Source organism: Anaerobacillus sp., assembly GCF_046314235.1.
Taxonomy (GTDB): domain Bacteria; phylum Bacillota; class Bacilli; order Bacillales; family Anaerobacillaceae; genus Anaerobacillus.
Genome location: NZ_JBKBWN010000008.1, coordinates 1 through 21,859, shown reverse-complemented (window position 1 = coordinate 21,859; position 21,859 = coordinate 1). Strand labels below are relative to the sequence as shown.

General features: G+C 36.3%; 21 protein-coding genes and 1 riboswitch. Of the genes, 9 read left to right on the top strand and 12 right to left on the bottom strand.

Going from position 1 to position 21,859, the window contains the following annotated elements:
* Positions 1-481: 481 nt before the first annotated feature.
* Positions 482-1,831 carry a TrkH family potassium uptake protein gene (locus ACK4M9_RS12485; protein ID WP_409850939.1) on the bottom strand — a complete coding sequence of 450 codons (1,350 nt, stop codon included), beginning with the start codon at positions 1,829-1,831 and terminating at the stop codon, positions 482-484.
* A gap of 118 nt (positions 1,832-1,949) precedes the next feature.
* Between ACK4M9_RS12485 and ACK4M9_RS12480 the strand changes: the two genes are divergently transcribed.
* On the top strand, positions 1,950-2,393 hold the full coding sequence (locus ACK4M9_RS12480; RefSeq protein ID WP_409850937.1) for a YslB family protein: 444 nt from the start codon (positions 1,950-1,952) through the stop codon (positions 2,391-2,393).
* Positions 2,394-2,545: 152 nt separating this feature from the next.
* Here ACK4M9_RS12480 and ACK4M9_RS12475 read toward each other — a convergent pair whose 3' ends face one another.
* The 7 genes from ACK4M9_RS12475 to fadR all read right to left on the bottom strand — a co-directional run bounded on the left by ACK4M9_RS12475 (position 2,546) and on the right by fadR (position 10,397).
* Positions 2,546-3,775, bottom strand: coding sequence for an aspartate kinase (locus ACK4M9_RS12475; RefSeq protein WP_409850934.1), 1,230 nt, complete (start codon positions 3,773-3,775; stop codon positions 2,546-2,548).
* Between the two features lie 209 nt (positions 3,776-3,984).
* Positions 3,985-4,173, bottom strand: a riboswitch (Lysine riboswitch).
* Positions 4,174-4,298: 125 nt separating this feature from the next.
* The gene (uvrC, locus tag ACK4M9_RS12470) at positions 4,299-6,074 is read right to left on the bottom strand and encodes an excinuclease ABC subunit UvrC (RefSeq protein ID WP_409850932.1); all 1,776 of its coding nucleotides are present in this window, start codon (positions 6,072-6,074) and stop codon (positions 4,299-4,301) included.
* A 271-nt stretch (positions 6,075-6,345) separates the two neighbouring features.
* Complete coding sequence (gene trxA / locus ACK4M9_RS12465; protein WP_409850929.1) at positions 6,346-6,660, bottom strand: thioredoxin; 315 nt, start codon at positions 6,658-6,660, stop codon at positions 6,346-6,348.
* A 211-nt stretch (positions 6,661-6,871) separates the two neighbouring features.
* Positions 6,872-7,849, bottom strand: a complete 978-nt coding sequence (locus tag ACK4M9_RS12460; RefSeq protein WP_409851450.1) for an electron transfer flavoprotein subunit alpha/FixB family protein — start codon at positions 7,847-7,849, stop codon at positions 6,872-6,874.
* Positions 7,850-7,863: 14 nt separating this feature from the next.
* Complete coding sequence (locus ACK4M9_RS12455; RefSeq protein WP_409850927.1) at positions 7,864-8,634, bottom strand: electron transfer flavoprotein subunit beta/FixA family protein; 771 nt, start codon at positions 8,632-8,634, stop codon at positions 7,864-7,866.
* Positions 8,635-8,698: 64 nt separating this feature from the next.
* Entirely contained in the window at positions 8,699-9,481 is a 783-nt protein-coding gene (locus ACK4M9_RS12450; RefSeq protein WP_409850924.1) for an enoyl-CoA hydratase, read from the bottom strand.
* Positions 9,482-9,764: 283 nt separating this feature from the next.
* The gene (gene fadR, locus ACK4M9_RS12445) at positions 9,765-10,397 is read right to left on the bottom strand and encodes a fatty acid metabolism transcriptional regulator FadR (RefSeq protein WP_409850921.1); all 633 of its coding nucleotides are present in this window, start codon (positions 10,395-10,397) and stop codon (positions 9,765-9,767) included.
* Between the two features lie 185 nt (positions 10,398-10,582).
* Between fadR and ACK4M9_RS12440 the strand changes: the two genes are divergently transcribed.
* The 4 genes from ACK4M9_RS12440 (at position 10,583) to ACK4M9_RS12425 (ending at position 13,608) form a co-directional block, all read left to right on the top strand.
* Positions 10,583-11,974, top strand: a complete 1,392-nt coding sequence (locus ACK4M9_RS12440) for a cbb3-type cytochrome c oxidase subunit I (protein ID WP_409850918.1) — start codon at positions 10,583-10,585, stop codon at positions 11,972-11,974.
* A gap of 64 nt (positions 11,975-12,038) precedes the next feature.
* The gene (locus ACK4M9_RS12435; RefSeq protein WP_409850916.1) at positions 12,039-12,557 is read left to right on the top strand and encodes a cbb3-type cytochrome c oxidase subunit II; all 519 of its coding nucleotides are present in this window, start codon (positions 12,039-12,041) and stop codon (positions 12,555-12,557) included.
* A 38-nt stretch (positions 12,558-12,595) separates the two neighbouring features.
* Positions 12,596-13,054, top strand: coding sequence for a c-type cytochrome (locus ACK4M9_RS12430; protein ID WP_409850913.1), 459 nt, complete (start codon positions 12,596-12,598; stop codon positions 13,052-13,054).
* A 53-nt stretch (positions 13,055-13,107) separates the two neighbouring features.
* Positions 13,108-13,608 (top strand): DUF1269 domain-containing protein, encoded by a 501-nt coding sequence (locus ACK4M9_RS12425; RefSeq protein ID WP_409850909.1) that lies wholly within the window; start codon positions 13,108-13,110, stop codon positions 13,606-13,608.
* A gap of 139 nt (positions 13,609-13,747) precedes the next feature.
* Here ACK4M9_RS12425 and ACK4M9_RS12420 read toward each other — a convergent pair whose 3' ends face one another.
* Both ACK4M9_RS12420 and ACK4M9_RS12415 read right to left on the bottom strand, forming a co-directional pair.
* On the bottom strand, positions 13,748-15,466 hold the full coding sequence (locus ACK4M9_RS12420; RefSeq protein ID WP_409850906.1) for an AMP-binding protein: 1,719 nt from the start codon (positions 15,464-15,466) through the stop codon (positions 13,748-13,750).
* A 556-nt stretch (positions 15,467-16,022) separates the two neighbouring features.
* Positions 16,023-17,726, bottom strand: a complete 1,704-nt coding sequence (locus tag ACK4M9_RS12415) for an AMP-binding protein (protein WP_409850903.1) — start codon at positions 17,724-17,726, stop codon at positions 16,023-16,025.
* A gap of 335 nt (positions 17,727-18,061) precedes the next feature.
* On the opposite strand from ACK4M9_RS12415, the gene ACK4M9_RS12410 reads away from it, so the two are divergent.
* From ACK4M9_RS12410 to ACK4M9_RS12395, 4 genes are read left to right on the top strand one after another with little or no spacing between them, the layout of a single operon-like run.
* On the top strand, positions 18,062-18,367 hold the full coding sequence (locus tag ACK4M9_RS12410; protein WP_409850901.1) for a PadR family transcriptional regulator: 306 nt from the start codon (positions 18,062-18,064) through the stop codon (positions 18,365-18,367).
* A gap of 47 nt (positions 18,368-18,414) precedes the next feature.
* Positions 18,415-19,038, top strand: coding sequence for an ABC transporter ATP-binding protein (locus ACK4M9_RS12405; protein ID WP_409850898.1), 624 nt, complete (start codon positions 18,415-18,417; stop codon positions 19,036-19,038).
* Complete coding sequence (locus tag ACK4M9_RS12400; RefSeq protein ID WP_409850895.1) at positions 19,035-19,811, top strand: ABC transporter permease; 777 nt, start codon at positions 19,035-19,037, stop codon at positions 19,809-19,811. The genes ACK4M9_RS12405 and ACK4M9_RS12400 overlap by 4 nt, the downstream gene beginning before the upstream one ends.
* 18 nt (positions 19,812-19,829) lie before the next feature.
* Positions 19,830-21,020: a chromate transporter gene (locus ACK4M9_RS12395; protein ID WP_409850893.1), complete on the top strand. Its 1,191-nt coding sequence runs from the start codon at positions 19,830-19,832 to the stop codon at positions 21,018-21,020.
* 187 nt (positions 21,021-21,207) lie between these two features.
* Here the strand turns inward: ACK4M9_RS12395 and ACK4M9_RS12390 are convergent, their stop codons facing one another.
* A complete protein-coding gene (locus ACK4M9_RS12390; protein WP_409850890.1) occupies positions 21,208-21,339 on the bottom strand; it encodes a hypothetical protein in 132 nt (43 codons plus the stop codon).
* A gap of 33 nt (positions 21,340-21,372) precedes the next feature.
* Complete coding sequence (locus tag ACK4M9_RS12385) at positions 21,373-21,636, bottom strand: hypothetical protein (protein WP_409850887.1); 264 nt, start codon at positions 21,634-21,636, stop codon at positions 21,373-21,375.
* Positions 21,637-21,859 lie beyond the last annotated feature (223 nt).

Here is a 21,859-nt window from a genome sequence, read left to right as displayed (position 1 = left end):
TTTCTAACGGGAAAGCTCAAACTTCATTCTATACTCGAGTTTTAAAAAAACTAAAGTGTAGAATTCAAAACGAACTCTTTTTAGAACTTTTTTTAAATAATTTCACCCCTCCATAGTTTTTAGTTTTAACACTAGGAAAATAGTTTTTTTAATTTGTCAACAAAGTAAAAAACACTATCTTTGAATATAATGTGACAATTTTATTTTACTCCCATTATACTAATTCGGTCAAGAAAACGGATACATATTATTATTAGTAAATTCTGATTAATAAATGCATTTTATAATAATAGTTTACTTGTTCACAATCTCTATCAACCCTGATGTGCCAGTAACTTTGACGGTTGTAGATGGTTTATTTTTATTGCAAAATGCATAAAGTGTTTAATTATAATTCGTAATATTCAAATAATTATGTCTATTATAGTTTTAAAAAAAATGACTGTATTTGGCACAAAGTCCAGGTACAGTCATTTTCATTCTATCCGATAATAATGCGCTCTGTCGGATATTTATAATAGCTTTTCGTTTCCTTTTTACGAACAGAGAAAAGGAATGCGACAAGTCCTACCCGCCCTATGAACATAAGGACCATTAAAACTACTTGACTTGGCAGGCTTAAATTAGGGGTAATTCCCATTGAAAGCCCACATGTTCCGAATGCAGAACTGGCTTCAAAAATAATCGCCATTAATTCAATTTCCCCACTATTCTCGAATGAAGCTATTAGAATAATTGCAGAGAATAGCATTAAAATAAAGACAGATAATACGATAAATGATTTTTGACGATCCTCTTGGTGAATTTCTCGTCCAAATACTTTTACATCACTCTTCCCTAAGGCAAAACTACGGATCGTTAAAAACATAACGGCTAACGTTGTTGTTCGAATTCCGCCACCAACACTCGATGGACTAGCACCAATTATCATTAACCCTGACATAAGGAGAAGTGTCGCCAAACTCAATTGGGAAACTTCCATCGTTGCTAAACCACCACTTCTTGCGGTAGCAGAATTAAAAAGCGAGTAAAAAAGTTGTTGATGCCACTCTAAACCAACATAATAATGGCCAAATTCTAAAGCCCAAATTGACACGAAGCCAAACAAGAAAACTATGAAGTATGTCGTAGTTGTAATTTTAGTAAATAAGCTGAATTTAAAGTTAGGATGATCTTTTGAGAAGTATTGCTTCAGCTCCATTAATACCGGAAAGCCTATCGCCCCTGCAAAAATCAATAATATTGCAATGAATTGCACAAAATAATCATTCGCAAAGGGGATTAGTGATTGACCAGTAACATCAAACCCAGCATTGGTAAACGCACTCAATGATGCAAACGCTCCTTGATAATAAGCTTCACCGACTGTATCAAAATAGTTCAAAAAATACGTTCCAAGGATTAATGCACCAATAAGCTCAATCGCCAAGGCTACAAAAAGGATCCCACGCATTAAATTTACAAGCCCTGAAAAAGTGTTTTGATTTTGGTCGACCATTATTAGCATTCGTTGCGACAAAATGATTTTTCTGCCAAAAATCATCCACACGAATGTTCCAAGAGTCATAATACCTATTCCACCCAACTGAATGGCAATAGCTAGGAAAATAATTCCTAAATAGCTATATGTTTCTGAAACATTGACAACCGTTAGTCCCGTAACACTTACAGCACTAACTGAAGTAAATAATGCTTCAGAATACGTTACACTAACACCTGGTAAGCTTGAAATAGGTAAATATAATAAAAAACTAAATAAAAACATGGCAATGATATATGATATGATAATAATTCGAAACGGGGTTAAAAACTTCCCCTTAGATAAATTCATAAGTATGTACCTCCGGAAATAATTCGGGGTTAGTATACCACAAATTTATGAATGACATATAGTGATTTTTAAATATTCGAGATATAATAACTTAAAAACAAAAAAATGGGGGAGAAAGATGATCTTTAGTCAAAAAAAGACACCTGAGATAGATAAAACAGAGCTACAAATTCCGTTGTTTGGCTATGATCTTTTAAGAAAAGATGTTTTGCCTGATCTTTTAGGGAAAGAACATAACATTATTTTATATTGGGCCGGTAAATCATTAGCAAGGAAATACCCTGTCAGTTCTATCGATGAGATTATTTCTTTTTTTAGTCGAGCTGGGTGGGGTGATCTTACATTAGTAAAGGAAAAAAAATCTGAACTTATTTTTGAACTCACTTCTCATTTATTTATCGATAAAAAAACGGCGATATGCCCACTAGAAGCTGGATTTTTAGCAGAACAAATCCAAGTTATTAAAGGCTTTATAGCTGAGACGAATGAAGAACTTAGAAGTGGAACACCTAAAAAAGTTATCTTCCATGTAAAATGGGATATTCATGATAGAACGGTATAAAGGAAAGAGGCTGTCCGATAGGTATTGCATCTCGAAGTCATATAGAAGTGTACGTTTTGTACATTATCTATTTATAGTAGCCTTGGTGACTGATACTTCTCTTTGGGACAGCCCTTTCTTTTGGTTACTAGAGACTAACTGATTTTTTTAATTTAAACAGGTACATTAATTTTATCTAATTCAAATTCTTCATGGAGTGTCTCAACAGCTTTCACCATTTCACTTTGATCAATTACTGTCGACACTTTAATTTCTGATGTACTTACCATTTTCACTAAAATCCCTTGATTAGAAAGTGCCTTAAACATTTGTCCTGCAACTCCTGGATTGGAAATCATTCCTGAACCAACGATAGATACTTTTGCTAATCCTGTGTCGTGAAGGATTTCTTGGAATTGAAGGTTTTGACGATTTTGTTCGAGAACTTCCAATGTTTCTGTTAACTTTTCAGAAAGAATTGAAAAGGAAATGTTTGTATTCTCACTATCAATAACATTTTGAATAATAATGTCAACATTAATGTTATTTGTTGCTAATGTCGTAAATAGATTTGAGAGTCCACAAATATCATTTGGCATGCCACAAACCGATATTTTTGTCACATTACTTTCGAATGCTAAACCTCTAACAACTAAATTTTCTTCCATTGATACTTCCTCCTCAATCATCGTTCCTTCTTCTTCTACCATGCTTGAACGAACCGTTAATTTCACATGGTAATTTTTTGCGAATTCTACAGCACGAGGATGTAACACTCCTGCACCTAGGTTTGCCAATTCTAGCATTTCATCATAGGAGATCGAGCTTAATTTTCGTGCTGTTTTCACGACTCTAGGATCTGTTGTAAACACCCCCGTCACATCTGTAAATATGTCACAGCGATTAGCATTTAGTCCCGCAGCAAGAGCAACTGCTGTTGTATCCGAGCCACCTCGTCCTAACGTCGTAATCTCGCCATTTTCAGTAACACCTTGAAATCCAGCAACGATAACAATTTTTCCTTCTGCCAAGTGATTACTAATCATTTCTTTTTCAAATTTACGGATACGAGCATTACTATGACAAGCCTCTGTTTGGATGCCAGCTTGCCAACCTGCTAATGAAATTGCTTTGTAGCCCTTCGCCTGTAATGCCATCGTTAAAAGGGAGATCGTTACTTGTTCTCCGGTACTAAGAAGCATATCCATTTCTCGCTTACTCGGATTTTCAGTAATGTCCTTCGCTAATGAGACTAAATCATCTGTTGACTTTCCCATCGCTGACACAACAACGACTACTTGGTCACCGCCTTTAACAGTTTCAATTACTCTGTTAGCTACATGCTTAATTCGATCTACATTTCCAACTGACGTTCCACCAAATTTTTGTACGACTAAACCCATGTGAGTAACATCCTTTCATTTTCCTAAATTCTATCCCAGCCGTTTCTCATAGAAAAGCTAAGAGCTTAGACAATCACTAAAATAAACATTTCCACTGCTGAAATACTTTATAATTTTCCTAAAAAATAAAAAAGCATCAGCAAGGAAAACCCTCACTGATGCTTTAACTAATGTCAAAACAAATAGAAACTAAATAAATGTTCCTGTACGCGTGAGATAGTTCTCCACACAATCTTAGGAGGGATTGTGTGACAGCTCTACATTTCTTAAATGCAGGTCCAGCATAAAAAGTAGTGAGTTACTTTTTAAACTTCGGCAAATTCCCCTTTTTGCTATCTTCACTGGACCTCATCGTCCTCCGATAACATACTATTGGTTTTTGCTCCTCTACCACCACTTCAACTTTTTGAAGTATTGGATATTTAATTAAGTTAGAGTTTACCAGAAAAAGTTTAGGATGACAACAACTTTTCAGCGTTAACGCAAACCTTAGAATTTCATCTAATGTCTCAAAGGACACAGCTTAACTTTCTTGCAATTTCTCTAGCAGCGCTTTTGCTATTTTCTCAGGGATCCCGATCGATCTGAACTCTTCTAAATCTGCTTCTTTCATTTTCTTAACAGAGCCAAAGTGCTTCAATAAGACACGCTTTCGCTTTTCACCTACTCCTTCAATTTCATCAAGAACAGATGCAAATAAACTTTTACTACGAATTTGGCGATGAAAGGTAATGGCAAAACGATGGACCTCATCTTGAATTCTTTGAAGCATGTAAAATTCTTGACTATCCCTTTTTAAAGGAACGACTTCTGGTGGTTCGCCCATCATTAATTGCGATGTACGGTGTTTATCGTCTTTTGCCAAGCCACAGACTGGGATTGATAAACCTAGTTCATCCTCTAGGACACTTTGAGCAGCTGAAATTTGTCCCTTTCCACCATCAATGACAATCAAATCAGGTAATGGTTGCTTTTCTTTTAATAGCCTTAAATAACGCCTTCTAACAACTTCTCGCATTGATTCATAGTCATCAGGACCTTGGACAGTTTTTACTTTATATTTACGGTAACCTTTTCGATTTGGTTTTCCATCGACAAATGAAACCATCGCAGAAACGGGATCAACCCCTTGAATGTTTGAGTTATCGAACGCTTCAATCACATGAGGTGTCCTAATATTCAAGGCAATACCTAGGTTTTCAATAGCTCTAACTGTTTTTGCTTCATCCCGTTCTATTAATAAAAATTTATCTTTTAAGGCCGCTTCAGCATTTTTATTAGCAAGCTCAACTAACTCTTTTTTTGAGCCTTTTTGGGGATGAACTGTGCGTACTTGTATAAATTCACTAGCAAGGTCTTTATCTATCGAGCTTGGAAGAAAGATTTCTTTCGGTTTTAAGTGCTCTTTTTGACTATAGAATTGACCTAAAAATGTTAGAAATTCTTCATCAGCTTCTTGATAAACTGGGAAGAGCGAAACATCACGTTCAATTAACCTTCCTTGTCGAACAAAGAATACTTGAACACACATCCAGCCTTTATTAAAGGCAAAACCAAACACATCACGATCAACATCATCGGCAATTGTCATTTTTTGTTTTTCCATTACAGCCTCAATGTGTTGAATTTGATCACGGTACTCTTTTGCTCTTTCAAACTCTAATGCTTCGGCAGCCCTTTCCATTTTTAACATGAGGTCCTTCTTTATCTCCTTATGACCGCCATTTAAAAAGCGAGTGATTTCCTCAACCATTTGACGGTTTGTTTCTTCACTAACCTCTTGTATACATGGTCCTAAACATTGATTTATATGATAGTAAAGGCAGACACGGTCTGGTAATGTAGAACACTTCCTTAAAGGATACAATCGATCAAGTAATTTTTTCGTCTCACTGGCAGCTGCTGCATTTGGATACGGACCAAAATATTTACCTTTATCTTTTTTTACAATTCTTGTTGTTATCAATCTTGGTTGTTCTTCAAAAGTAACCTTTAAAAAAGGATAGCTTTTGTCGTCCTTTAACATAACATTATATTTTGGATCATATTTTTTGATTAAGTTAAACTCTAAAATTAATGCTTCAAGATTGGAGGACGTGATAATATATTCAAAATCCTCGATTTCACTCACTAATAATTGCGTTTTGCCATCATGAGTACCAGTAAAATAGGAGCGAACTCTATTTTTTAGTACTTTGGCCTTCCCTACATAAATGATCGTCCCTTGACGGTCCTTCATTAAATAACAACCAGGCTGATCTGGCAATATTGCCAATTTTTCCTTAAGCTTCTCCATCACTGATCACCACACTTTATTCGATGATTTCTGTATTAACGATACTATAGCACAATGGCTACGTAATGTAGAATGTAAAATATAGAAAAGTAAGAGGTTCTGACAAACTTAATAAAAATAGCCAACTTCCCTGAGGAAATTGGCTTTTTTTATTTAATGAATTTCATAATTCTATTTTACCGCCATTTAGATACTATATGTAGTTGCGTAAAACCACTCGCAAATACATATAGTTTGATATGGCTCATTTTTGGTAATTATGAAATTCACTCTATTAAATATGTTTATTTAAAAGCTCTGCTAAAGCTTCTTTCGGTTGGAAGCCAACTACTTGGTCTACAACTTCACCGTCTTTTACTACTAATAATGTAGGAATACTCATTACCCCGAATTTACCAGCAGTTTCTTGGTTCTCATCTACATCAATTTTAACAATTTTTGCTTTTCCAGCTAGTTCTGCATCAAGTTCTTCAAGGACAGGTGCAATCATCTTACAAGGTCCGCACCATGGTGCCCAAAAATCTACTAATACGACACCTTCACTTGTTTCACTAGTAAAAGTTTGATCAGTTACATTTACAATTGCCATTGTTAAATCCTCCCTATAATCCATCATTTTACCTCATAGCGTATTATACATGATTTCAATGTGGCTCGCTACAAAATTGCTTTCACTATGCAATTTCCCCTTTTCATTCGCTTTCTATCCAGTTTTTTGAACTAATTGAAAAAATCTTAGCCAAACGATTTAAGTATGAATGAAAGAAGCGAGCCATTAAGCTGACTCGCTTGGTTTCTGGTTATGAACTTACTACTTCCTTTTTAAATTCTTCAATTAATAATGGTAATACTTCAAATAGATCCCCAACAATTCCATAGTCAGCAATGCTAAAAATAGTTGCTTCAGGATCTTTATTTACAGCAACGATACATTTTGAATTTGACATACCGGCTACATGTTGAATAGCTCCGGAAATACCAAGTGCAATATAAAGATCAGGTGTCACTACCTTACCCGTTTGGCCGATCTGCAAGGCATAGTCGCAATATTCAGCATCACAAGCTCCACGGGAAGCACCAACTGCTGCACCAAGGACATCAGCTAGTTCATAAAGCTTTTTGAAACCTTCTTCACTTTTTACACCACGTCCACCAGAAACAACGATTTTTGCTTCTGATAAATCGACTCCACCTGTACTTTTACGGACGATTTCTTTAATAATTGTCCGCAAGTCTTTAATGTCAACTGAAATTGCAGATACATCGCCAGTACGTGATTCATCTTTTTCAAGTGCAGGTATATTATTTGGGCGTATCGTTGCTAAAATTAGGCCATCAGTAACAACCTTCTTCTCGAATGCCTTACCTGAATAAATTGGACGAGTAAAAATTACCTCTTCTCCAACTGCTTCTAAATCAATCGCATCAGAAACTAAACCTGCTTGTTTTTTCATGGCAATACGAGGAGCAAGATCTTTCCCTACTGCTGTATGTCCCATGAAAACCGCATCGAAAGCTTCACTATCTATAACTTGGAGGAGTGCTTGTGAGTATGCGTCAGAAGTATAATCTTTTAAACTACTGTTTTCAACTGTTAATACTCGGTCTGCTCCATAAGCAAAAAGCTCCTTCGTTAAACCGCTTACATTTTCACCTAAGAGTACACTTACAACCTCGCCACCATTTACAACCTTCTTGGCAGCAGCGATCGCTTCAAAAGAAACGTTACGAAATGCATTGTCACGTATATCTGCAAGAACTAGTACTTTTCTAGCCATCATAATCCCCCCAATTAAATTACTTTTGCTTCAGTCTTCAATAATGAAACAAGCTCTTTTGCTTGAGTAGCTATATCGCCTGTTAGAATTTTCCCAGCTTCTTTCTTAGGCGGTAAGAAAATCTCAACCGTTTTTGTTTTTGCTTCAACATCTTCTTCTTCTAAGTCAAGATCATCAAGCTCTAAACGCTCTAGTGGCTTTTTCTTAGCTTTCATAATCCCAGGTAAAGAAGGATATCTTGGTTCATTTAACCCTTGTTGAGCTGTTACAAGAACCGGTAGAGAAACCTCTATCACTTCTTTATCACCTTCAACATCTCTTTCAATTGTTGCGATACTTCCATTAATATCAATTTTCGTAATTGATGTAACATGAGCAATATTTAATTCTTCAGCAATTCTTGGGCCAACTTGTCCTGAACCACCATCAACAGCTACATTTCCAGCTAAAATAATGTCGCATTCTTTATCCTTTAACAAAGTAGCCAATACTTTCGCTGTCGTAAATTGATCTTTAGCATCAACTTCTTCACTGTCAATCAAAATGGCCTTGTCAGCTCCCATCGCTAGTGCTGTACGTATTTCTTTTTCTGCATCTTCCTCAGCAAATGATACAACTGTTACTTCCCCACCATGCTTTTCGCGAAGAACAAGAGCTTCTTCAATTGCATATTCATCATAAGGATTTATAATGAATTCCGCCCCATCCTCATTAATGGAACCATTACTAATTGTAATCTTCTCTTCAGTATCGAAGGTTCTCTTCATTACAACAAAAATATTCATTCCTTTACCCTCCTTAAAATAAGTACATGTTTCTTCTTATAATTTAATTTCGGAAACCGAATTATTACCTGTCCTTGAATTGTGGCGCTCTTTTCTCAATAAAGGCCTTTATTCCTTCTTGACCATCTTCAGAATCAAAAGCAATTCCAAATAATTCAGCTTCCTTTTTAACCCCTTCTTCATAACTATGGTTATTCACATACGAAAGCAGTTCAAGGGCTAGCTTCATAGAAACCGCACTTTTCTTTGTTAGCTTAGTAGCTAATTCATAAGCCTTTTCCATTAACTCTTCCTCAGGGTAAGCATGGTTTGCTAGTCCTAGAGTAACCGCTGCATTTCCTGAGATCGGTTCACTTGTTAGCATCATTTCAGCTGCTTTAGCAACTCCTACATAACGAGGTAACCTTTGACTACCTGCAAATCCTGGAATTAATCCAAGCTGTAATTCTGGTAAACCTAATTTGGTCGTTTCAGAAACTAACCTGATATGACAAGCCATTGCTAATTCTAAGCCACCACCTAAGGCTGCTCCATGAATTGCGGCAATGACAGGTTTATTAAATCGTTCAATCCTATCAAACAACTTCTGTCCGTATTCTGATAAACTTGCAAAGTCTGGACCTGTTTCAACAGTTGTAAATTCTTTAATGTCGGCACCTGCAGCAAAAAATCTACCTTGACCGTGTAAAACAATCGCTTTTACTGCGTCGTTATTCTCCATTTCATCAAACACCAGAGATAACTCACGAAGTAATGGGGAGGATAGGGCATTTGCAGGGGGATGATTAATCGTAATCGTTGCAATACGATCCTCCTGTTTAACAAGGAAATATTGATACTTTGACAACATCACTCACTCCTTTGTTTTTCTCAATGCTTATTCTATTTAACTGTAAGCTCAAGTAGTACGACGATAAGATTATTATTTCACAAATTAAGCAAAATTGAATATTGAGAAAATTAAAATTAAATTTTTTTCGGAAATGTCGCTGGATTTCCTTGAATGCGCCTCTAAATTTTGTTAGAGTTTTACAGCGAAGAGAAAGGAAATCCTGCGACATTAATTATAGATGGTAATTGCATGGTTTTCCTCAAAACTCAACTTTGCTGTACTACTGAACTAGCATTGACTAGTTTTTTTGCAAGGCATTTAAAAGCATTTTATGAACAGGAATCGCAAGAAGAACTAAATTGTACTTATGTTCTTTCATGACCCAGTTCGTCACAACTTCATCAATTGTACCGAAAATCATTTGTCTAGCAATTCGAACATCTATCTCTTTCGAAAAAAGTCCCTCTTCAATTCCGAGTATAATGATCGTATCAATCAGTTTTAAATAACCTCTTAACACTTCATTAATTCGATTTCGTAATTCTAAGTTAGATTGACGTAATTCTAATTGAGTAACAATCGCTAACGAATAATCATCTTGTAATTGTTGCAGATGCATAGTTATCAATAATAATAATTTCGCTTCGATTGATGATTCTCCTGCTAATTCATCTTCAATCTTCTGAATAAATCTCCCCATTTTTTCTTGAAACAAAGAAACGAGGATGTCTTCTTTATTTTTAAAATAAAGATAAATCGTTCCATCTGCTACCCCTGCTTCTTTGGCTATTTTGGATACTTGTGAGTGATGATAGCCATTTTGAGCGATAACTTTTACAGCAGCTTCAATGATCTGCTCATATTTTTGCCCTCTGCGCTTAGCCAAAGTCTTTACTCCTTTCAAACCTTCCAATAATGAATGACTATTCATTCATATATTTTATTTTAGTCGATGATTTTGTGAATGTCAATCATCTTAAGTATAGTAATTAGACCAATATGAAAATTTTGGAGAATAAGGAAATAACTTTTGGAAATAGTAAGTGTATTGTATTACGCAATGGTTTAACTATTTCAGTACAAAATGTTAATACTTTCTAATCAAGGAGTGGAACCATGACCACACAAACTTCCAGCGATCTATATCGACCATCAAAATTTTTCTTCTATTCGTCTCTTGTATGGCTCGTTGTTGGCATGCTATATGGTTTAATATTATCTTTAAAATTTATTTGGCCAAACTTTCTAGTGTGGGGCCCTTTGCAAATTTACCTTCAATTCGGAAGGATTCGGCCAATTCACACCAATATTTTACTGTTCGGGTGGTTATCGATGGCTAACATCGGCGCTCTTTTTTATGTTATCCCTAAACTATGTCGAAATCAACTGGCTTTTCCAAAATTGGCAGTCTATTTAGGCTACGCTTGGAACTTCATTATCATAGCTGGTTCAATTGCTCTAACACTAGGGTATACAACGACAACCGAATATGGAGAATGGCCACTTTGGCTTGATATTCTCGTAGTCTTTGGGGTTGTAAACCTCGCCTTGATTTGCTTTACAACAATTGCAAATCGTAACGAAAAACAACTTTATGTCAGCTTATGGTACTTTATGGGTTCACTCATATGGCTACCAGTTTTATATATTATCGGAAATTTACCTTACAAATTATTATCTGGAGTCCCTCAGTTTTTAATTTTTTGGTTTTATGGACATAATGTCATCGGTCTTTGGTTTACAACGGTTGGTGTCGGATTAATTTATTATTTATTGCCATACCTGTCGAAAAACCCATTATATAGCCATCGCTTATCATTAATTGGTTTTTGGACGATTGCCACCTTTTATGTGTGGAATGGACCTCATCATCTTCAAAATGGTCCAATTCCATTATGGTTGATGAAAGCAGGGATCATTCCATCTGTTCTCCTAATCATTCCTGTCTGGGCGGTTTTAGCCAATGTCTTTGGGACAATGAAAGGTAAATGGCATGTTGTCGCTCATAATACGCCACTAAAGTTTTTAGTTTCAGGCTCAATCTTTTATTTAATTACTTGTTTACAAGGTCCCTTTCAATCATTACAAGGACCTAGTTCCATTGTTAAATTTACGGATTGGGTTCCTGGGCATGCCCACCTACCGGTTTTTGGAGCGTTCTCATATGTAGCATTTGCGATGATGTACTTTGCATTGCCAAAAATCACCTATCAAAATATATACTCAGAAAAGTTAATGGAAACACATTATTGGCTTTCTACAGTCGGATTACTTCTATTTACTTTTAGTACTTGGACAGCAGGCGTTTTTGAGGGCTTTGCTTGGATCGAAGGTGCGCAATACGGACTTCAGTTTGTTGAGATGTTAGTGGCTATGCAACCCTTCTTCTGGATTAGAGCGATTGGGGGAACGTTAATGTTTGTTGCACAAATTTTCTTCATTGTTAATCTATACAAAACAATACGACTTTCTAAATACTCGCAAAACACAAATGAAAGTAGTGCATAACAGAATAGCCACAGCAACAAACCATTTACACTGACAATTTCACAAGATTATGGGAGGTGAAGGAATGGGAAGCTTTGCAAATGAAAGGTCAATGTTAACTTATGTGATCGGAGCCTCTGTCCTATTTATAATTGGAGTTTTCGGAACTGCCTATTTACCTTTTTATGATGATCAAATGCAGACACCTAATCAGAATGCTGAATTAAGAAATTACGCCATCGATTCGGCTGAATATCGAGGTAGAGAAGTCTACATCCGTGAAGGATGTCATGTATGCCATACAATGTTTGTTCGACCTGTACTTGCTGATAGTGCTTTAGGGCCAATTTCTCAACCTGCCGATTATTATTATGAAGCTCCAGCAATGCTAGGGTCGAAACGAACTGGTGCTGACTTAATGTGGGTCGGAAATCGATGGAATGCCGATTGGCATCGGGAACACTTGAAAAACCCCCAAAAAATATTGCCGGGAAGTATTATGCCTAGATACGATTATTTAAGCGAACAAGACATGGAAGATTTAATTGCCTATTTAATGAGTTTAAAACCTTCTCCACAAACAGAAGGTAGACCGGTAAATTAACTTTTAACAGCAAATAATGGAAAGAGAGGTGTGGAGGTGTGAATAATAAAGATAATGGAAATAATTCGCAGACTGATGAAAAGCACCCAAAAACTGAGAATGGCGCTCCAGTTGATGAACCACCTACCCCCCAGGTAGAAGATATGTCTGAAGATATTCGCATGGGAAATGCGAAAGTTCCTCGATTTCTAGTTATTACTTATTGCTTTCTAGCTATCTGGGCTTTTGCATATTTAATTATGGCAGTCCCCCTAAATCAAGTCTCTGAAGTTGCTGCAGATGGAGAGACGATCTTTGCTCAAAGTTGCTTTGGATGCCATAATGTCACGGACGAATATAAAATTGGCCCAGGAATGGCTGGAGTTGGCGAACGTTATTCGGAAGAGGAAATACAAAAACTATTGCTTAATGGAATTGGTACAATGCCATCCTTACCTAATCTCGGGTTAAATACGGAACAAATTAAGGCAGTCAAAGAATATATATTAACCTTATAGTTCAACTAACTGGTATAGTTACGCCATTATTATTCAAATAGGAGGATTACATAATGGGAAAGCCTCATATTATAGCCACATTTTATAACTTACACAATGCTGAAGAAGCCTTTCATGCTCTATTAAACTTTGTCCCAAGGGATGATATTTCCTTTATCCATCGACAAGACCCTACTCGAGCCGAAGGTGATGATATGAGCAGTGACACACCACTGAACGGCATTTTAATCGGCGGTGCTTTAGGAGGTATTGGTGGTGCTTTAACAGGACTTAGTTTACTTGCCTTCCCTGGTCTCGGTATTTTACTAGCTGCCGGTCCTATCTATGGAGCTCTAGCTGGTGCAACAACTGGCGGATTGATTGGCGGATTTATGGATCTTGGAATAAATAAATATGAAGCTGAAGAAATTGAGAAACACGTCCATGGTGGCGCAGTCGTCCTAACGATCGAAGCTGCATCAAGAGAGTATTATGAACAAATTTTTTCAACACTAAAGTATTATGGTGCAAATTATATTACTGATGAACCAATTGTCGATGATACGTTTGAATAAGAAAAGCGCAGGGAGCAGCTGACGCTCGAAGCTAGACAACTTTTAAAGTTCAAAAAAAAAGCTATACTTTCTTTAATTTTAAGTAAAATAAAAAAGCAAAAAGGGTGATGTACCACATCCCTTTTTGCTTTTTTCATACTTAGCTACTCTTTATTTTCTCTAATTGTGAAGCTTCTTCTTGCTTTTTTTGTTCTTCTTCTACCAATGCACGACGAAGTACTTTTCCGACCATCGTTTTTGGTAGTTCTTTTCTAAATTCATAAATTCTAGGTACTTTATAGGCCGATAAATGCTTGCGACAGTGTGTGTTTAATTCTTTTTCCGTTAGTTCATGATGATCTTTAACGACTACATATGCTTTTACTGTTTCTCCACGATAAGGATCAGGTACGCCGATAATAACCGCTTCTTGCACACTTTCATGTTCATATAATACTTCTTCAATTTCCCGTGGATAAATATTAAAGCCACCAGCAATAATCATATCCTTTTTGCGGTCAACTATATAAAAGAACCCTTCCTCATCAATATAGCCCATATCGCCGGTGTATAACCAACCATCCTGAATTGTCGCGTGAGTATCTTCTGGTCTATTCCAGTACCCTTTCATTACTTGCGGTCCTTTAATCAACAGTTCACCTATTTGGCCAGGAGAAGCCGCTTCGCCTGTTTCTCCATTTAAGATTATTGCCTCAGTGTCTGGCCAAGGCAAACCAATACTGCCACTAGGACGCTTGCCCCACATTTGATTAAAGTGTGTCACCGGTGCCGCTTCTGTTAACCCAAATCCTTCTGAGAGCTTTCCTCCTGTTAGTTGCTCAAACCTCTGCTGTACCTCAACTGGTAATGGGGCAGAACCACTAATACAAACTTCAACAGAAGATAGATCATACTTTTCAATGTCAGGATCATTTATTAAGCCGATATACATTGTTGGTGCGCCTGGAAACATCGTTACCTTTTGAGATTCGATTGCTTTTAATATTTGTTTCGTATCAAATTTAGGGACGATAACCATTTTGGATGTGTGCATAATCGAGTAATTCATCCCTACAGTCATTCCGTAGACATGAAAAAATGGCAATGCACATAAAATGACTTCTTCGCCCGGAGTCATTTTGTACATCCACTTTATCGCTTGAGTTGTGTTTGCAACTAAGTTGAAATGACTTAACATGACTCCTTTTGCTACCCCAGTAGTTCCGCCAGTATATTGGAGCAAGGCAAGATCTTCTTTAACATCAAAGTCGATGTTAATCTCTTTTGCTGCTCCATTGTTTAAAAGTTTCACAAAAGAGTGAACAGTTTCACCATAATCTACATTTACAGTAATACCTGTGTTCTTCTTTTGAATAAAAGGATAAATTAGGTTTTTTGGAAATGGTAAGTAATCTTTAATTCCTGTAACAATCACATGTTGAAGGTTTGTTTTTGGTCTTACCTTCTTTACTCTTTGATAAACAAGGTCAAGACAGATGATGATTTTAGCACCTGAGTCAACCATTTGATGCTCTAACTCCCTCTCTACGTATAAAGGGTTTGTTTGCACAACAATAGCTCCTGCCATTAATGCACCATAGTAGCAAATGACAGACTGAGGAGTATTCGCAAGCATGATTGCTACCCGATCACCTTTTTCTACGCCTAATGCCTGTAACTGATTAGCAAACTTCAAAGCAGAGTTGTAGAGCTCAAGGTATGTAAGCTCTTTTCCAAGAAAGTGGAGTGCTATTTTGTTAGGGTGCTTCTCCCTCGCTTCCTTCAAATAACTTTGTAACGTTCTTTCTTCGTACTTAATTGAGAAAGGTATTTCAGCAGGATAATTTTTTATCCATGCCTTCTGAGATGACAATTCCATTCTTTGTCCTCCTTTTTTCCCCCTCTTTCTAGTAGAAAAAACTAAGAGTTAACCCTCTCCAAAGTTAATAGTCTTAGTTTTTCAACATACTATCAACTTAATGAATTTCATAATTCATTACTTTCGCTATTAAGTTCTAAATGTAGTTGCGTAGAAACCATTCGCAACTACATTTAGATTGATATAGCTCGATTAAGGTAATTATGAAATTCACTCAACTACATAGTATTTTAAAAAAACATTCTCCTTACTCTCTATTGTAATGAAAACGATTACAATAATAAAGACATTTGTTACAAAATTTCAAATTTTTTTATTTTATTATTAATTGTCCCCTTTTTTACATTGACAAAGTAAATTTAGCGAGAAAGAGCAACCAGCAAAGCTATCCTGAAATTATGGTGGTATTTTCCGTCACTGGCGTTTTCTCTATGAGAAAAAGAGGGTATCCCAACAATAAGTAACAGTCACCTCAGGTAAAATATCTCGTTTTAACTTAAATGAGATATTTTACCTGAACTAGGCGCTCAGCCACTCATGGGAAACCCTCTAACTACTATTTTTCTGCACTTTGATTTTCAAATTTCTTCTTTTCTTCCTCTACTAATACACGGCGTAATATCTTTCCAATCATTGTTTTAGGGAGCTCATCACGAAACTCGTAAAGTCTTGGAACTTTGAAAGCAGCTAAGTGCTTCCGACAATACTGATCTAACTCTTCTTCTGAAAGTTTTTGTCCATCCTTTGGAACAATAAACGCTTTTACTGTTTCTCCGCGGTATGGGTCAGGGATACCAACGATACAAGCTTCTTGTACTTTTTCGTGTTCATACAGAACCTCTTCAATTTCCCTTGGATAGATATTAAAGCCACCAGCAATAATCATATCTTTCTTTCGATCGACAATATAGAAATAGCCATCCTCATCCATATACCCCATATCACCTGTTAAGAACCAGTCATCCTTAAATGTTGCTTGAGTGTCTTCAGGACGTTTCCAATAACCCTTCATTACTTGAGGTCCTTTAATCATCACTTCACCGATTTCATTAGGCTCTGCAGACTCCCCTGTTTCTATTGATAAAATAGTTGCTTCTGTATCTGGCCAAGGTACGCCAATACTACCAGATTTTCTTTTACCCCATAAGAAGTTAGCGATAGCCACCGGTGAAGTTTCCGTTAAGCCATAACCTTCTACTAGCTTCCCTCCTGATAATTGTTCAAATTGAGTTTGCACCTCAACAGGTAACGCAGCAGAACCACTTAAGCAAGCCTCAATCGACGATAAATCAAATTCTTTTAGTTTCGGATGATTTAGTAGTGCAATGTACATCGTCGGTGCTCCAGGGAAAATCGTCACTTTTTGTTTTTCAATTGTTTTTAACACATCGATTGGCTCAAACTTCGGTAAAACAATCATCGTTGAATAATACATGATTGATAAGTTCATAACGACAGTCATTCCATATACATGGAAAAATGGTAAAGCAGCTAAAATTCGTTCCTCACCTTCTCTTAACTTATACATCCAGCTAACACATTGACTCGTATTTGCCACTAAATTATAGTGTGTTAACATAACCCCTTTGGATGGCCCAGTGGTTCCGCCAGTATATTGCAGTAATGCTAGATCCTCTTTTGGATCGATATCGATTTCAATTTCTTCGGCAACACCTTCTTCAAGCACCTTCACAAAACTTAAAATCCGTTCGTTGTATTGAATATTAACCTTAATTCCCGTACGCTTTTTTTGAATAAATGGATAAATTAAATTTTTTGGAAACGGTAAATAGTCCTTGATACCAGTAACAATGACATGTCTTAGCTTTGTTTTGTTAATGACGTTGGCCACTCTTGGATAAACGAGATCCAAGCAAATCATGATCTCAGCCCCAGAGTCATTCATTTGGTGTTCAACTTCCCTTTCCACATAAAGTGGATTTGTTTGAACAACAATCGCCCCAGCAAACAAAGCGCCATAATAACTTATCACCGCTTGTGGAGTATTTGCTAGCATGATTGCGACTCGATCTCCCTTTTTAACACCAAGCTTTTGTAGCTGATTAGCTAGTTTCAAGGAAGAATCATAAAGCTCTTTGTAAGTAAGCTCTTTACCGATAAAATGGAGCGCAATCTTTTGCGGATGTTTATCCGCAGCCTCTTTCAAGTAACTTTGAAGCGTCCGTACTTCATAGTTCAGTGTTTTTGGTATTTCTTCTGGATAATGAGCGAACCATGGACGAGAAACAGTCGTTTCCATTTATAATCTCCTCCTTTTTTATCATCTCCTTACCAAAGAAACAATACGTTTCTAAACCTAAACGCACCCTATACTCTCTACAATACAGGATGGCATTCTCCTCTAGTTCCTATTGTATTGTAAACGATTTCAAAAATAAACATATTTTTATAATATTTTGAATTTATTTTTAATTTAATGATCTGGGTTTGCAAAAATATAGTTAGGAAACTGTGTTTCAATGCAAAGAATTTATTAAATATTATTAAGACCTGTTGCACTATTAGATTTTTTTTATTACGATAGTCAATATCAGTTTTCGATATTGACTATCGATATAGTAGGGAGGTTTATTTTTGGAAGGAAAAGTATTAAGAAAACTATTTTTAGGGTTTATACAAATACATATCCTGCATCATGCAAACGAACACCCCATCTTCGGTTTATGGATGCTTGATGAGTTAAAAGAACATGGATATGAAATGAGTGCTGGGACCTTATACCCTATTTTACACAGTATGGAAGCTGAAGGACTTCTAATAAAGGAAGAGCGCAATGTTGAGGGGAAAATTAGAAAGTACTATACTACAACCATTAAAGGCAACGCTGTACTAATTGAAGCTAGAAAAAAAGCCTATGAATTGTTTAAAGAAATTAAATAATAGGAAAAAAGGAGTGAGAAGCTATATTTCAGATCCAAAACATTTCTGTGGGAGGAATACTTTCTATATCTGATTTAACTATTTCTTCTGGTAAAACGACATGTATTGTAGGACCTAGTGGATGCGGTAAAACTACTTTTTTGCGACTATTAAATAATTTAAATAGTCCTGATAGGGGAAAAATCACTTTTAATGGAACGTATTTACATGAAATAGACCCGATGACTCTTAGACGAAAAGTCGTTATGCTCCAACAGAACCCATTCATTTTTGAAGGAACGGTAAGAGATAATTTATCAATTGGCTTGTATTTTGCTGATAAAGATCCTTTACCAGATAATGAACTCATTCAACTTCTAAAAAAAGTTCAATTGCAAATAATTCTTGATGAAGATGCTACACATTTATCTGGTGGAGAAAAACAGCGCCTCGCGTTAGCAAGGATACTATTGATGAAACCAAAAGTACTGTTACTAGATGAACCTACATCCTCATTAGACGAAGCTACTGCCGAAAACGTCATGAAAGAAGTTATCGATTATTGTAAAGAAATAGCTTGTACAATCATTATGATATCACACTCGAATTCTATTATTGAGCTAGTTGCTGACGAAGTAATTGACCTTTCTATCTACAATACTGTTACTCATAGGGAGGAATGTTCGCAATGAATTCAACAATTGACCTTATGTTTTGGCAAGTTTTAGCTGCTTATATATTTATCGTCATATTACTTATTATTGTACGAGTGAAGAAAATACCTCGTGAAAAGGAAATTGTTATTGCCACAATTCGAATGACATTACAACTAATCTTGGTAGGGTATATTTTAGTTTATATTTTCGATTATCCAAACCCACTCATAACAATTGCCTTATTTGCGATCATGCTTTTTTTCTCTATTCATAATGTTTATCAACGGGCAAAGCTTGAACTTACTACTTCTCTTAAGAGAACCATTGCCCTGTCTATGTTTTCTGGAATTAGTGTTAGCCTAATATTCTTTGTTTTTCTTGTATTAGCCTTATCGCCGTGGTATGATCCACGATTTTTCATCCCCATCGCGGGGATGATTATTGGGAACTCAATGACTGGGATTACCCTAGGCGTAAATAATCTTTTAAATAGTATGCAAACACAAAAGGCCCAAATTGAAGCTGCCTTAATACTTGGAGCTCCTCCGAAAATCGCCGTAAAAAAACTTCTTAATCAGGCCTTTGATGCGGCAATGCTTCCAACAATAAACTCTATGGTTGGAATGGGAATTATTTTTCTACCTGGGATGATGACAGGACAAATTCTATCTGGAATGTCACCATTAGTAGCAGTAAATTACCAAATTGCCATTATGTTAGGAATTGTTGGCAGTACTTCATTATCGGTTATTATCTTTTTACATTTAGGGTACAAACATTTCTTTAACACTCGAAGTCAATTACTATAACATAAAAAGGAGTCTTACATGGAAAAGAAACATATATCATTAAGAGCATTGCTAGAAATCTTACTTGTATCTACGAAATTGGGTTTAACGTCTTTCGGTGGTCCAATTGCCCATCTCGGCTATTTTCATGACGAATATGTTCGGAGACGAAAATGGCTGGATGAAAAAAGTTTTGCAGACTTAGTGGCCTTATCTCAATTTCTACCTGGACCTGCAAGTAGTCAGGTTGGGATAGGGATTGGCGTTATGAGAGCTGGTGTATTAGGTGGGATAATATCCTTTATCGGATTCACACTTCCATCAATTATCGCACTAATTATCTTTGCCATACTGCTAAACAACTTTGGATTTGGTGACACTGGCTGGATTCATGGTTTAAAAATCGTAGCGGTTGTTGTTGTTGCCCATGCAATTTTAGGGATGGCAAAAAATTTAACCCCTGATTTACAGAGAAGAACGATTGCATTAGGCGCTATTGTTTTAACCTTATTGTGGCAAACTGCAATTACTCAAGTAGCTATCATCTTAATCGCAGGCGTTATTGGCTATTTGATTTATAAAAAACAAACAATTGATGATAAGTCTAATGGTGCTCAGTTTCCTATTAGTCGACGATTTGGTTATTTTTGTTTAGCCTTATTCTTTGGTTTACTTATTTTTCTTCCTCTATTAAGAGAAGCAACAGCTTTAAACTGGATTGCTATGTTTGATAGTTTTTATCGTTCAGGTTCGCTTGTTTTTGGTGGGGGACATGTTGTTTTGCCACTACTTGAACGTGAATTTGTTCCGACTGGATGGTTAAGTGAAGAACAATTTCTTGCTGGTTATGGTGCTGCCCAGGCGGTTCCTGGACCTTTGTTTACATTTGCTGCTTATATAGGAGCAGTGATAGGCGGATGGAAAGGTGGATTACTAGCTACTGTGGCCATATTCTTACCAGCCTTTCTTCTCATCTTAGGGACCTTACCTTTTTGGGATGGCTTACGTAGAAATTCTAAAGTAAAAGGGGCTCTTATGGGAATAAATGCCGCTGTAGTTGGTATCTTAATAGCTGCTCTTTACCATCCGATATGGACTAGCTCAATATTATCAACAATCGATTTTGCCTTTGCTGCGATTTTATTTTGTATGTTAGTATTTTGGAAACTACCACCTTGGGTCATCGTTTTAACAGGTGCCATAGGAGGCTTTCTCCTAACGTTTCTGTAGTAGTTTATGAAAAGCTGAACACAGAAAAATTTGGAAGTAAGTTGCTAAATAAGAAAAAAAGATACTCATGTCTATTATTGGACACGAGTATCTTTTTTCACCCTCAACTCTTCTTGAAGACATTGGTCGGTCAAAGTTACACGTAATTTCAGCGATTTTGACCTTCAATTCAAATCAAAGATAGTAATCAAGAAGGATAAAGACTTTTTAAATCTCTTATAAATTCCTGATGTATTTCAATTTCAGGTCGGATTTCTTTTACCATTCTTTCAGCTTCATGCACAGTATCTGCCATTTTTAGATCTAACAATACACCCATCGCCACACTACCTGTGCGGCTTTTTCCACCTTTTCAGTGTATGACTACATGCTTTCCTTCATGATAGGCATTAACGACATGTTTTATAGCATCATGAAGAAGAATTGCTTGGTTAGATTCTCCATCAATCAAAGGAATGTTTATACGATTAGCATTTATAATACTATTTTCAGTTTCCCTCGCCTCAGCCCTTAAATCGATAACTATGCTTACATTTTCATTTTCTAATGCTGAATTTAATGCCGGTAATCCACAAACAAATATACCGTTTAAAAGAGTCTGGTATTCTCTCTTCATTTAGATATCCCCTAACCTATTCATCTAATAAGTTGAACACAACATTCAGTATAGAGCCATAATTACTTTATTTCAATAGAAAACAGAAAGAGACTACCCACATTGATATGCTCCCCTAAAGGTAGACAGATTAAAAAATAAAAATCTGACTACTAAAGGGGGAGTATTTTTTATGTCAAAAAGAGCCTATACTCCAAATTTTAAACTTGAAGTTATACAAGCA